The 13587-nt window shown below is 57.6% G+C and carries 11 protein-coding genes; 2 read left to right on the forward strand and 9 right to left on the reverse strand.

Features of this window, described 5'->3' with window-relative positions:
* Positions 1 to 30: 30 nt before the first annotated feature.
* From glyS to ACFIO0_RS11285, 3 genes are read right to left on the reverse strand one after another with little or no spacing between them, the layout of a single operon-like run.
* Positions 31 to 2274 (reverse strand): glycine--tRNA ligase subunit beta, encoded by a 2244-nt coding sequence (glyS, locus tag ACFIO0_RS11275; RefSeq protein ID WP_390910496.1) that lies wholly within the window; start codon positions 2272 to 2274, stop codon positions 31 to 33.
* Positions 2274 to 2789 (reverse strand): DUF6446 family protein, encoded by a 516-nt coding sequence (locus ACFIO0_RS11280; RefSeq protein ID WP_390915324.1) that lies wholly within the window; start codon positions 2787 to 2789, stop codon positions 2274 to 2276. Before ACFIO0_RS11280 ends, glyS begins: the two co-directional genes overlap by 1 nt.
* Positions 2786 to 3718, reverse strand: a complete 933-nt coding sequence (locus ACFIO0_RS11285) for a glycine--tRNA ligase subunit alpha (protein ID WP_390910497.1) — start codon at positions 3716 to 3718, stop codon at positions 2786 to 2788. Before ACFIO0_RS11285 ends, ACFIO0_RS11280 begins: the two co-directional genes overlap by 4 nt.
* A 211-nt stretch (positions 3719 to 3929) precedes the next feature.
* Between ACFIO0_RS11285 and ACFIO0_RS11290 the strand changes: the two genes are divergently transcribed.
* Positions 3930 to 5711: a trypsin-like peptidase domain-containing protein gene (locus ACFIO0_RS11290; protein WP_390910498.1), complete on the forward strand. Its 1782-nt coding sequence runs from the start codon at positions 3930 to 3932 to the stop codon at positions 5709 to 5711.
* 31 nt (positions 5712 to 5742) lie between these two features.
* Here the strand turns inward: ACFIO0_RS11290 and ACFIO0_RS11295 are convergent, their stop codons facing one another.
* The 5 genes from ACFIO0_RS11295 to ACFIO0_RS11315 all read right to left on the reverse strand — a co-directional run bounded on the left by ACFIO0_RS11295 (position 5743) and on the right by ACFIO0_RS11315 (position 10780).
* On the reverse strand, positions 5743 to 7356 hold the full coding sequence (locus ACFIO0_RS11295) for a thiamine pyrophosphate-binding protein (RefSeq protein WP_390910499.1): 1614 nt from the start codon (positions 7354 to 7356) through the stop codon (positions 5743 to 5745).
* On the reverse strand, positions 7357 to 8805 hold the full coding sequence (locus tag ACFIO0_RS11300; RefSeq protein WP_390915325.1) for a potassium transporter TrkG: 1449 nt from the start codon (positions 8803 to 8805) through the stop codon (positions 7357 to 7359).
* Between the two features lie 73 nt (positions 8806 to 8878).
* Positions 8879 to 9124, reverse strand: a complete 246-nt coding sequence (locus ACFIO0_RS11305) for a hypothetical protein (protein ID WP_390910500.1) — start codon at positions 9122 to 9124, stop codon at positions 8879 to 8881.
* Between the two features lie 128 nt (positions 9125 to 9252).
* On the reverse strand, positions 9253 to 9585 hold the full coding sequence (locus ACFIO0_RS11310; protein WP_390910501.1) for a hypothetical protein: 333 nt from the start codon (positions 9583 to 9585) through the stop codon (positions 9253 to 9255).
* A gap of 4 nt (positions 9586 to 9589) precedes the next feature.
* Positions 9590 to 10780: a fatty acid desaturase gene (locus ACFIO0_RS11315; protein ID WP_390910502.1), complete on the reverse strand. Its 1191-nt coding sequence runs from the start codon at positions 10778 to 10780 to the stop codon at positions 9590 to 9592.
* Between the two features lie 222 nt (positions 10781 to 11002).
* Here ACFIO0_RS11315 and ACFIO0_RS11320 point away from each other — a divergent pair, with 222 nt between their 5' ends.
* A complete protein-coding gene (locus ACFIO0_RS11320; RefSeq protein WP_390910503.1) occupies positions 11003 to 12700 on the forward strand; it encodes an NAD(P)H-dependent oxidoreductase subunit E in 1698 nt (565 codons plus the stop codon).
* A 31-nt stretch (positions 12701 to 12731) separates the two neighbouring features.
* Here ACFIO0_RS11320 and ACFIO0_RS11325 read toward each other — a convergent pair whose 3' ends face one another.
* Positions 12732 to 13550: a transglycosylase SLT domain-containing protein gene (locus tag ACFIO0_RS11325; protein ID WP_390910504.1), complete on the reverse strand. Its 819-nt coding sequence runs from the start codon at positions 13548 to 13550 to the stop codon at positions 12732 to 12734.
* Positions 13551 to 13587 lie beyond the last annotated feature (37 nt).

The following is a 13587-nucleotide window of genomic DNA, read 5'->3' on the forward strand; positions in this document are numbered from 1 at the left end:
TTGAGTATTTTTAATCAAGACAGATGCAGATCACCCTTCGATCTTTGTCAGATCGGCCACGGACGAACATAGCGTGCGGATGCGGCTGAGCAGGTTCAGGCGGTTGCGTCTGACCGTGTCGTTTTCGGCGTTGATTTGCGTGGCCTCAAAGAATGCATCGATGGGGGAGCGCAAGCTGGCCATTGCGGACATGGCGGTGGTGAAGTCTTGGGTTGCCATCGCGGTTTTGATCGTTGGTTCGCTCATGTCGAGTGCTGCAAACAATGCGCGTTCTTCGCCCGTTTCGGCAAATTTCACGTCGGCGCCGTAAGAGTATTCGACGCCGTCTGCGGTTTCCGCCTGAGACAGGATGTTGTTGGCGCGCTTAAACCCTTGGATGAGGTTTTTGCCGTCATCGGTTTGTAATGCATCGTTTAGTGCTGTTGCCCGTTTAACGAGGAGATTGATGTCGTCGTTGCCGTCCATCGCAATGCAGGCGTCGATAATGTCGTGACGGATGCCCTGATCTTTGAGGTAGACCTTGAGGCGGTCGTGGATGAAGGAGAGGAGGTCTAGACCTCTAGTCATCGCAAGAGTTGCTAAATCACCAGCTAAATCTTGAACATTCAAAGCATCCTGGTCGCCAACTAAAGCCACATTAATGGAAGCCCCTATCCCATCTTTATCCAAAGATTTCGACAGCAACTGAACTTTTTCGACCAATTCGTTAACTTGCCGATCATAGGATTGCATATGAGGGTCTAGCGCACTTGTAACTGTCTTGACTGGAACGATGTCTAGCAACGACAATTGAATATTGTTTATCACCAATAATCTTATTACGCCCAAAGCCGCACGGCGCAGCGCAAACGGATCTTTCGACCCAGTCGGTTTTTCATCAATTGCCCAGAACCCGCACAGCTTATCGATCTTCTCGGCCAGCGACACCGCGACAGACACCGGCGCTGTCGGTACGTCATCTGATGGGCCAAGTGGGGCGTAGTGTTCTTCGGCGGCGGCGGCGATTGCCGCGTTTTCACCTGAGGCCTCAACGTAATAGCGGCCCATAAGCCCTTGAAGTTCAGGAAATTCATAGACCATTTCGGAAGCGAGATCAGCCTTGGCCAGACGGGCCGCGCGTTCGGCCATGTCGGGGTCGGCACCAACTGCGGGCGCAAGTTCGCGTGCCAGCGCTGCCATGCGGTTCACCAGCTCGGCTTGGGTGCCCAGTTTATTGTGGAACGTCACGTTTTCAAGGGATTGCAGCCAGACGTTCATATCTGACTTTGCCACGCGCAAATCGTTTTCCCAGAAGAACTTGGCGTCGGCCAAACGGGCGCTGAGCACCTTTTGGTTGCCCGCCAGAATGGTCGCGCCATTGTCCGCAGTTTCGCGGTTGGCGACGGTGATAAAGCGTTCAATTCTTTGGGTTTTCGGGTTGCGCACGGAAAAGAATTTCTGGTGTTCGCGCATCGAGGTTTGCAGCACTTCGGGTGGCAGGCCGAGGAAATCCTCGTCGATCTGCCCCATCAGCACGACGGGCCATTCAACCAATCCGGCAACTTCAGCCAGCAAGCCATTGTCTTCGACGACTTCTAGGCCCAGCGCGAAGGCTTGGTTCGTCGCATCGTGCCAGATCGCATCGCGGCGTTCGGTGGCGTCCAGCACGACGTGGGCGCGTTTGAGTTTCGTGGAATAGTCGTCAAATGACGTGACCGAAAAACGGCCCGGTGCCATGAAACGGTGGCCTTCGGTGGTGTCGGATGACGTGATGCCATCGACGTCCATCGGCACAACTGTCGCGCCGTCTTCGGCCGCAAGAATGGCGAGGATCGAGTGCAGCGGGCGCACCCATTTCAGCGATCCCGTGCCCCAGCGCATGGATTTTGGCCACGGGAAATTGCGGATCGCGTTTTCCAGCACCTCGGCCACGATGTCCGCTGCGGGGCGTCCCGGTTTGGTGATTTTGGCGAACAGGATGGTGCCCTTGGGCGTTTCGCGTTCTTCTAGATCGCCGCGGGTCAGACCGGCACCGCGCAAGAAGCCTTCGATCGCTTTTTCCGGTGCGTCGGCCTTGGGCCCTTTGCGTTCTTCGACCGTGGTCGGCGAGGCATCAAGCGTGCCGTCAATCGTCAGGGTCAGGCGGCGCGGCGTCGAAAACGCGGCGGCAGAGGCGTAGGTCAGCCCCGCCTCGACCATGCCATCGGTGACCAGTTTTTTCAGGTCATTGGCGGCGCGGGTTTGCATGCGCGCCGGAATTTCTTCGGAGAACAGTTCGATTAAAAGATCAGGCATCAGTTCAGCTCTCTTTTGGGGCATTCTTCGCCGACAATCGTGCCGTCGTAGGCTTTGTCCCCGCATTCATTCAATTCGTGCCAGACGTAGCCGCGCCCGTCTTCGGTGATTGCGACGATCCGGTCGACGCCGAATTCGACGTTCTTTTGGCTGAGGAACGGCAGCGCTGTGCCTGCCTCGAGTTCCGCGCCCAGTGCTGCCGCATCAAAGCAATCAAACCAGTCCGGGGCGTTGCGCGGCACTGCATTTTCGAGACCAACGTAAGTTTCAGTCAGCAACGAAAGGCTGAGTTCAGTGGTAAAACAGGCGCGGTAGCGGATGGGCGAGCTGGTCGCGTCGATGCCCTCAAAGTTGTCGTACACGATGACTTCGGGTTCGTCCGAGACGACCGAAACAAGGCGCACTTCGCCGTCTGTGATTTCCTCGTAGAACCCGTAGACTTGCAGGTAATACATTGAAAAACCTGCGATAACGGCGCTTGAGACAAGTAACACTGCGAGAAATTTCCCCATTATTCGGCGGCCTCTATGTACCCACCAGCGCGGGTTTGCACGAAGGCATCAGCGCATTGTTTGGACAGTGCGCGCACCCGGCCAATGTAGGCTTGGCGCTCGGTCACGGAAATCACGCCGCGCGCATCCAGCAGGTTAAAGATGTGGCTGGCTTTGATGCACTGGTCGTAGGCTGGATGCGCCATGATGATGCGTTTTCCGGTTTTCGGATCATCAAAGGCTTGGCTCAGGATGGCCTCGCATTCGGCCTCGGCTTCTTCGAAATGGCGCAGCAAAACGTCGGTGTTGGCGATGTCAAAGTTCCAGCGGGCGTATTCTTCTTCGGTTTGTTTGAAGATGTCGCCGTATTTTAGCGGGATCGGCGCGTCAGGATCGTTAAACGGCATGTCCATCACGTGATCACATTCCAGAATGTACATCGCGAGGCGTTCCAACCCGTAGGTCAATTCGCCCGAGACCGGCGTGCAATCGTGGCCGCCAACCTGTTGGAAATAGGTGAACTGCGACACTTCCATGCCGTCGCACCAGACCTCCCAGCCTAATCCCCACGCGCCCAAAGTCGGGCTTTCCCAGTCGTCCTCGACAAAGCGGATGTCGTGCAGATCCATGTCTACACCGATGGCCTGCAACGATCCGAGGTACAATTCCTGCAAATCGGGCGGGCTGGGTTTGATCAGAACCTGGTACTGGTAATAATGCTGCAAACGGTTGGGGTTTTCACCATAGCGACCATCGGTCGGGCGGCGCGATGGCTGCACGTAGGCCGCAGCCCACGGGTTCGATCCAAGCGAGCGCAAGGTGGTCGCAGGGTGGAACGTCCCTGCCCCGACTTCCATGTCGTAGGGTTGCAGAATGGCGCAGCCTTTTGAGGCCCAGTAGGCCTGCAGGCGCAGGATGATTTCCTGAAACGAACGGGGGGTCGATGTGCTCATGTCTGTACCTTACGTTATCGTGCAAAAACGTAGCGCGATTTGTGCTCTTTCCTATGCGGGGGGCGCGCGGGGGTCAACATAAGCTAGGCTTGTCGCGACAATGTCGATCACTTTCTTTTTCTCAGCCCGAAATGGGGGTTTTCCCCCATGGTGTTCACGGCTGTTTCCTGCTTATTTGACCGAAATGTTAGATTAAGGGTGTGAGAGCGCAATGATGCACAGGTTTGTGGCGGCCGTTTTGGTCTTGTTTGTTTGGATGAACGCGGCTTTGGCGCAGACGGCAGACGACGTTGTGTGGATCCAGATCGAGGCACAGCCGAATTTGCGCGCCGCAACCACAAGCGCGCAAAACTACGCAGCACAACTCGAGGATGTGAACGGGTTTTCGCTGGGTGGTGGCTGGTACGGCATTGCGCTGGGTCCCTATCGGCGCAATGATGCGGAAGCGGTTTTGAACGCCTATCGCCGTGATCGCCTGATCCCGCGCGATGCCTACATCGCTTTTTCCACCAGCTTTCGCCAACAATTCTACCCCGTCGGGGCCAATCTGTTGTCACGCGGTGTGATCGACGCACCCGAGGTGACGGCGGATGTTGCCGTTGAACCGGTTGCAGAACCCACAACCGAGCCAGCGGTCGAACCTGTCATTGCTGAGATCACAACCGAGCCAGCAGACGAGACACCGGCGCAGGCACAGCGCAGCGAACGCGCCCTGGACCGCGATCAGAAAAAAGAACTGCAACGCATGCTGAAATGGGCGGGTTTTTATGACGCCGCCATTGACGGATCCTATGGCCGTGGCACCCGCAATTCGATGGCCGCGTGGCAGCAGGCGAACAATTTCGAAACCACCGGCATCATGACAACGCTGCAACGCGCGACATTGTTACAGCAATACAACGCCGTGCTTGCCGATCTGGGCCTTGAGGTTGTGCGCGACGAGGCCGCAGGCATCGAGATGCAAATGCCCATGGCTGTGGTCAAATTCGAAAAATACGAAAGCCCGTTTGCGCAATATTCCAGCACGGGCGACATTGACGCCAAGGTTTTGCTGATCAGCCAAGCGGGCGATCAGGGCACGTTGTTTGGCCTCTATGACATCATGCAGACCCTTGAAATCGTGCCGCTGGACGGCCCCCGCGAGCGTAAAAACAACAGCTTTGTGCTAATCGGGGAAAGTGCCGGAATGATCTCTGAAACCCGCGCCAGTCTGCAAAGCGGCGAAATCAAAGGCTTTACGTTGATCTGGCCGTCAGGTGACGAAGAACGCCGCCGCCGCATGCTGGGCGTGATGCAAAACAGCTTTGTCCGCCTTGACGGCACGCTGGATCCGGCAGCAGGGTATAACGACGAGCAAGCGATTGATCTGGTTGCCGGTCTGGAAATTCGCAAGCCTCGCATTTCGCGGTCAGGCTTTTATGTGGATGCGCGCGGCACGGTTGTGACCACGTCGGACGCAGTTCAAAGCTGTGCGCGCATCACGCTGGACGAAGTCTACGAAGCCGAATTGCTGAGCGATGACAGCGAAATCGGCATTGCGGTTCTGAGCCCGAAAGACGCGTTGGCCCCGTTGAATATCGCCGCCTTCAGCGCCCAAAAACCGCGCTTGCAAAGCGAAATCGCTGTGGCTGGTTACAGCTATGAGGGCGTGTTGGGATCGCCGTCAATGACCTTCGGATCCCTGTCAGATGTGCGTGGATTGCGCGGCGAAGACCACCTGAGCCGTCTGAAACTGGCCGCATTAAACGGTGATGCCGGTGGCCCGGTTCTGGATGCCAGCGGCGGCGTGATGGGGATGTTGCTGCCCAAATCTGCGGGTGGACAACAACTGCCCTCGGACGTCAGCTTTGCCCTTGATCGCAAAAGCGTTCAGTCAGCCCTCAGCAACGCAGGCCGCAACGGGTCGATCTCGCGTGCAAAAACGGCGCTGCCTGCAGAAGACATCGCCGTTGCGGCGCGTGGCATGACCGTCTTGGTCAGCTGCTGGGAATAAGCGGGTAAGGTGCGCGTGTCGCGCACCATTCCTAGCCTGTGATGTCGGGCGTGACGTAGATCAACGTAGGTCCATCTGTCTCAAACGCTTGCTTAACCGCATCTTGCATTTGCGATAAGGTTTTAGGGGCCGCACTGTTGGCCCCGAACGCCTCGGCGAGCTTGCAGAAATCAGGATTGTAGGCGATCACGGCGTTGGGTGCGATTTGCGCGCCGATCATGCTGTCTTCGATTTCGCCCAGCTTGCCGTTGTCCCACAAGATGATCGGCAGGCTCAGGCCCAGTTCGACCGCGACGCCCAACTCGGCCATCGTGTAGTGGAACCCATAGTCCCCGATGATCGCCATCGTCGGTTTGCCTTTGCGTGCCACCGCCCCGCCTATCGCCGCAGGCGTTGCGTAGCCCAGCGTGCCGAACCCAGTCGGGTGGTGCCAGTGGCCGGGGCGGTCCATGTCCCAGACTTCTTTTGCTGCATAAGCGATTTGGGTCATGTCGGAATAGATCATCGTGTCTTTTGGCAGGCACGCCTTGAGCGCGTCAGTGACCGGTAAAATGCCCGGGCGTTCAGCCTCAATCTCGGCCCGCCACTGCGCGCGCGTCGCGGCAATGTCTTTGGGGCTCCACAAAGTGTCCGGCGTGTGATCCGCCAACGCGTCGCACACTTCATCCATCACATCGGATGCATGCGCCACAATCTGCATGTCACCCTCCTGACGTTCTCCGGTCATCACGGACGGATCAATGTCGATGCGGATCGTCGGGCTACTGTGACCTAATTCTGGGCGCCACAGATCGACTTCGGCCAGCTCCGAACCGATCACAACAACGAGGTCCGCCTGCTTCAGGATGCGCGTTGAATCCGGACGGGCAAGAGTCGACCCGAAATACAGCGGATGATCACCCGCAATCACGCCGCGTCCCGCATAGGTGCAAAATGTTGCCACCCCTGCCCGTGTCGCGATTTCTTGGTAAACGCTGCTGCCGTGTTTCGCGCCACCACCCAGTATCATGATCGGCCGCTTGGCTGATTTCAGAGCATCAGCAATCCGTTTGACCACATGACCAGAATGCATGGTGCGGCCCAGAACTGGGCTGTCCAACCGTGCCGGAGGTTGCGGCGCGTTCGCCTGCAACTGGGCAATCGGCACTTGGATGTGTTTGGTGCGCGAACGATTGGTCGTAAATTCGGTCAATGCACGGTCGATAAGCGTATAAGCAGCCGCAGCCGTGCGCGCCTCTTCGGACCAATCGCTGACAGTTGCGGCGGCCCCCCGTTGGTCTTTCATCTGGTGCAGCTGGCCCTTGCGGGCTGCTGTTTCGTCCAAGCACGACGACAGCACCAGCATCGGCACACTGTCCGAATAGGCCTGCCCCATTGGCGTCATGATGTTGCACAATCCCGGCCCCGTGATCACATAGGCGACCCCCGGTTTGCCCGTCGCGCGCGCATAGCCGTCGGCCATAAATCCGGCCCCCTGTTCGTGGCGGGCTAGGACGTGTGTGATGCCTGCCTCTTCGATCCCACGGTACATTTCCTGATTGTGAACACCGGGAATGCCGAAAATCGTATCGACCCCGCGCGCCTTAAGCATGTGGGAAATTTGTGCACCCAAAGGACGCATGTGATCAGGGGTGTTTTGCGCCATTTACGCTCTCCAAAATCCGACGGTTAGAATTGCATAGACGGCCATTAATTCAAGCCGACCGATCAACATCGCAGTGGCCAGCAGCCATTTCGCCGTGTCATTGAGCGATGCGAAATTGCCGGCAGGGCCAATTTCTTCGCCCAAACCCGGGCCAATATTCGCGAGTGCTGCGGCCGCCCCCGACACAGAGGTGATAAAATCGAGGCCAGTCATGCCCAACGCCACGGCCAGCAATCCCAAGGTCACGATAAAGAAAACAAAGAACGACATGACAGAATTCAACACGTCCTCGCCCACCGGACGGCCTGCGTAGCGTGGTGTAAAAATCCCGTGCGGGCTGCGGGTTTTGCGCAGTTGCGATTTGATCGAGGCAAAGAGCAACTGGTAGCGGAACACTTTGATCGAACAAGCAGTCGAGCCCGCGCACCCCCCGATCAGGCCGGTGAAAAACAACACCGCGATCGCGAAACTGCCCCACTGCATGTAATCGGCGCTGGCGTAACCCGTACCCGTTAGCAGCGACACTGTGTTGAACAGCGCCTTGCGGATTGCCACCTCGCTCAGTTCTTCGGCCTGCACCACATTCCACAAGGCGATCAGCCCGACGATCACAACGGCAGTGCCAAAAAATGCATGGATTTGCGTGTCTTGCATAAAGGGTTTCGCAGAGCCCGCACTGAGCTGCACAAAGCGCACAAACGGCAAGGCCGCGAGCAACATGAACACCGTGGCGACGTATTCTGTGCCGCCCGTGAACACGCCAAAGGACGCATCATAATTGGCAAAACCGCCCGTCGCGATCGTGGTCATCGCGTGCACAGTGGCATCAAACGGATCCATCCCTGATAAGACATAAGAGAACGCACAGACCAGCGTGAGCGTCAGGTATATCACCGATATCCGCGAGGCAATCTCGGTTGCGCGGGGCAAAATCTTGCCAAAGGTGTCAAAGCCTTCGGATCGGAAAATCTGCATGCCGCCGACCCGCAATTCGGGCAGGAAAACCATCGCCACAACGATAATACCGATGCCCCCCAGCCATTGTAGGATGCCGCGCCACAACAACAAGCCTTTGGGCAGGGTTTCAAGGCCGGAAAACACGGTGGAACCGGTGGTGGTCAGCCCCGACATCGCCTCGAAAAACGCATCGACAAAACGCGCCTCGGTGGCCCCAAACACAAATGGCAGCGCGCCGAACAACGGCAACGCCACCCAAACACTGGTGGTTAACAAAAAGGTCTGCTGGATCGTCAGCCCTTCGCGCACGCCGTTCGCACAGGCCAGCGCCATCAAAACGCCGGACAAAACCGTGATCAGCATCGACTTGGCAAACACCGGCCAATGACCATCGCCCTGGCTGATATCCACCAGCATGGGCAGCAGCATAGCCACGCCCAACACGGTGACCAAAAGGCCAATGACATATCCAACGGGACGCAAATCGAACATGATCGCAGCGTTGGCGCGGGTGGTGCGCACTGTCAAGACGAATAGGCCTTTGGTCGGTTATCGCCCGGTGGATTTAGACATACATGATGTCGCGAAACACATAGGCGGCGATGTCGTCGCGGCGCAGGTGCATTGCGGCCAATTCGGCGTCAGATTTTGCGTTCAATGCGTCGATTTGCAAGCCGCGTGCTTCTGCTGAGCGGGCCATCGCGCTTGATTCAGCAATACGCCCCAAAACGTTGAGGATGGCGGTGCCGACACCGCTAAGGACGGTGAAAAACGAAGAGGAGTGAGTTGCGTTGGTAGAAGTTAGTGCCATTTTTGGAACCCTTTTAAGTGGTGAGGTTCCTCCCTGTCTTTAGGGTATCAAACGGCGCGGCGGACCACCAATGCTGATATTGCATAGCGGCTTTTCCATTGGGGAATGAGTGACTTGGCGTCAGGTGTTTAGACGCCGATTTTAGGGCCGAGGCAGATCATCTCTTGGTCGATGTTTTGCGCCTCGTAGAGATCGACTGCTGCGGGGTCGCTTTCAAAACTCGCAATAAGGCCATCGTTGCCAGTTTCAAATGACCAGCATTGTGGATCGGTGCGATCCTCGTAGACAAAACAGATTTCGCCGGCGTCTTCGTACCAATGCCCGTCTTTGCATTGCCCGTCTAGAAACGACCAGCGCACGCGGCGGTTTGGCAAATAGATCTCGGCCCCGTAGGCGCGCCCATTGCGGCCATAAAACAGGGTTTTTCCGAGGGTGTAGGCGTCAAACTCAGCCGCGCTCATTGACTCAGCTGAGGTTTGCGCGCTTGTCGCTGTCCACAGTGTCGCGCACAAGATCAGTGTCGTCAGTTGCTTTATCATGCGCCCAGATTGGCACGTCGCGCCCACCAAGGCCACCCTGCCGTGCCGCCGCCAAAACAGCGGGCGAAATGTCGCGCGCACCGATCGGTTTGTCTGGTGACATCCATTCGGCAACCCGAGGGTTCATGACCCGTTTCCACAGCGGCGGCACCAAGGCCACGCAGGCCATTACCGGCACAGAATGCGGCAGCATCGGCATCGTATCTGCGCGCAATTCCAGTTCGGAAAATCCACGTGTAGGGTGCATGTGATGGTCCGAATGGCGCGGGGCGTTCAGCATCATTGCGCTGGAAAACCAGTGTGGTGCGTTCCATGAATGGCGCGCCCCGATGGGTTCCGCGCGCCCGTCGGCAAGGATAGCGCGGCGCAGGCCGTAGTGCTGCACGTAGTCGGACAAGAACAGCTGGATCTGGGCGTAGGCGGCAATTGCGATCAGCGCCAGAACACCGCCCGTTTGCGCAAGGGCAAAGGCCGCCAACAGGGTCGCAAAAGCCCCTAAAGTGTACCCAGCATACGGGTGCGTCAGGGCAGATCGTTGCGTTGTTGCCCGTGCCCGAGTCATGTTTTCAGCCCGCAAACCGGCGACAAACCCGCCATGCCAAGCCCGCAATCCGTAGCGATAGAACCCTTCGCCAAGGCGCGCTGAATTGGGGTCTTTGTCGGTTGCAGCATGCACATGATGCACTTTGGGGTGCGCGCTGGCGTGATGCCCGAACAACAGCGACGCGTAAATCGCGACCCCAATGCGGCGCGGCGTGTGTGCTGCGCGGTGGATCAATTCATGGGCGTTGGAATTGGACACCTGCCCCATCCAAAGCCCCGCCGCGGTAAAGATCAGAATTTTGTCGACGCCCGATAGATGATCCCCACCCCCAAGCGCCCAAACACAGACGCCCAGCACGCCAAAATGCGCCAAACCGATCAGCATCGACAACGCGTGGCCGTTAAAATCGCTGGGCGCGGCCCAATCATCGCCTGTCAATTTATCCAGTGCAAAAACCATTACAGTGATGCTGAAAACGGCCAGAATCGGCCATGCACCACCCGAAAGGCAGGCCACAACCAGACACACCGCAGGCGTCAGGCTGGCAATCGCAAAAGTAAACAAACTGCGCATCGTTACAAAGAATCGCTCCAAAGTCGGCTGAGCCTATCAGCATCTTAATTCAGAGTCCCTTAACGGGGAAATTTGCCCATTTCGCGGCGCCTATCGGAAATCTCTGAGGCGTAGTTTGACGTCAGTGATCCGAAAATCGCCCTAACCTGTCGCTTTTGGCGTCAGCAGCCAAAGCTGGCTTTGGTAGTTTGTGCAAAATTGCGACTATAGCGGAGACGACAGATGGCCCTTGATAACGATAAAAAGCACGGTGACGGTGTCTGGAAATCCGGCAAAGGCAAAGGGCGTCGCCACACCAAAGGTCGTCAGCTGACGGATCAAGCCTGGGATGACGTGCGTGATTTGCTGGGGGATGCGCCGCGTCGTTCTGATCTGCTGATCGAATATTTGCATAAAATTCAGGATACATTTGGGCATCTGTCTGCGGCCCACCTTCGGGCTCTCTCCGAAGAAATGCGCATGTCGATGGCCGAGGTTTACGAGGTCGCAACCTTTTACGCCCACTTTGATGTGGTCAAAGAAGACGACGCGCCGCCCCCTGCCCTGACGATCCGCGTGTGCGATTCATTGTCGTGCGAACTGGCCGGTGCGCAGGCGTTGAAATCCGCCCTTGAGGACGGTTTGGACCCCGAAGAGGTCCGCGTTTTGCGCGCGCCGTGCATGGGCCGTTGCGACACTGCACCGGTTCTGGAAATCGGGCACAACCACATCGACAACGCGACCGTCGCCAAAGTCGAGGCCGCGATTGCAGCCGACGACACACACGTGCATGTGCCGGCCTATGAAACCTACGCCGATTACGTCGCAACAGGCGGCTATGACGCGCTGGCAAAACTGCGCGACAGCGGCAATTGGGAAGACGTCCAAGCGACAATCAAGGAGAGCGGATTGCGCGGCCTTGGTGGCGCGGGCTTTCCGTCTGGCACCAAATGGGGCTTTGTGCGCGCCAACGCTGGCCCACGCTACATCGCCGTAAACGGTGACGAAGGTGAACCCGGCACATTCAAAGACCGCTACTATCTGGAACGCACGCCACACCTGTTCCTAGAGGGCATGTTGATCGCCGCATGGGCCGTCGAGGCCGACCGCGCCTACATCTACATGCGCGACGAATACCCAGCGGTTCTGGAAATCTTAGCGCGTGAAATCAAAGCCCTAGAAGACGCAGGGATCGTCGAGGCAGGCTACATCGATCTGCGTCGCGGTGCCGGTGCCTACATCTGCGGCGAAGAATCCGCGATGATCGAAAGCATTGAGGGCAAGCGCGGCATGCCGCGGCACCGCCCGCCATTCGTGGCCCAAGTCGGCATTTTCGGGCAGCCAACGCTGGTGCACAACGTTGAAACTTTGCACTGGATCGCGCGCATTTGCCGCGAAGGGTCGACCTGTTTGAATTCAACCGAATTGAATGGTCGCAAAGGTTTGCGCAGCTATTCCGTGTCGGGTCGCGTCGCCAATCCCGGTGTCTATTTGCTGGCCGCGGGATCGACGATCACCGACATCATCGCCGCTTGCGGTGGCATGGCGGATGGCCATGAATTCAAGGCCTATCAACCCGGTGGTCCGTCCTCTGGCCTGCTGCCTGCAACCATGAACGACATCCCGCTGGATTTTGACACGTTGCAACCGCATGGCACGTTCATCGGCTCTGCTGCCGTGGTGGTTTTGTCGCAAAATGACCGTGCGCGGGATGCCGCCCTGAACATGCTGCGGTTCTTTGAGGACGAAAGCTGTGGGCAATGCACGCCGTGTCGTGTGGGCTGTGGCAAAGCCGTGCAACTGATGCAGGAAGACACCTGGGATCAGGGTCTGCTGACTGAGCTTTGCACCGCAATGTCGGATGCCAGCATTTGCGGTCTGGGCCAAGCGGCCCCGAACCCGATCAAGCTGACGATGCAGCATTTTGCGGACGAAATCTAAGATCAGCAGGCGCTCCGGTTACTCGGAGCGCCTAGTCCTTGTTGGCATAAACCCGGCAAATACAGCCGCTGTTTTTCAGCGAACGGCACAGTTTGTCGGCCCCGTCCCGCGTATTTCGCCCGATCCGGCCCATAAAATAGTTCGGCTGCGTGCGGACACGTGATTTCACGGAAATATAGTCGATCTTTTCTTTCTTTACCAAGCCTGAACACCGCTGCGTCAGCCGCGCAACATTGGCCCGTGCGACTTTTTTAGTGCGCCCAAATCCGATCTGCACACCCCACGGTTTAAAGCGCGATGGTGGCGGCCCCAGCTTGGTCAATTTGCGTTTCTGGGCCATGCGCAGGCAGGCCGCGACAAACGGTTGGTTCCCGTTCAGGCGAAAATCATGGGTCTTTGGCGGATCATCACGCCAGCGTTCCGCCGTTAGTCCTGTGATGATTTGCACGTAGTTGACGGTTTCGCGCGCAAGGCCCTTGCCCTCTTTGGTGAACCCGTCTGCGCGTCTCTCGCCGCCGTTATACGCAATCGCCGCCAGCCCTGCATTGCCATAGGTGCGCTGCATGACGCCTAAATATTGCGCTGACCTTTCAATGGCTTGTGCGGGGTTGTAGCTGTCGGGTAGGTTTCGCAGCTTGGCAGTTGCGGGCATAAATTGCGCGATCCCTTGCGCCCCTGCGGGTGACAGCGCGTTGGGGTCAAACCTGCTTTCTTGCCACAACAACCGTGCGAAAAACCCTGCATCCAGCCCATAGCGGCGCGATGTGTTTTCGATCTGCTGGCAGGTGTCGAACGCAAAGTGTTCAGGCCGGATGCAATCAACGGCCCCTGCTGCACGCAGCGAACACATTGTGCCCGGCGAATGCGGGTTTGATTGTGCAAATGCG

The sequence above is a fragment of the Pseudosulfitobacter sp. SM2401 genome (assembly GCF_042932805.1).
In the GTDB taxonomy this organism is placed as follows: Bacteria; Pseudomonadota; Alphaproteobacteria; order Rhodobacterales; family Rhodobacteraceae; genus Ascidiaceihabitans.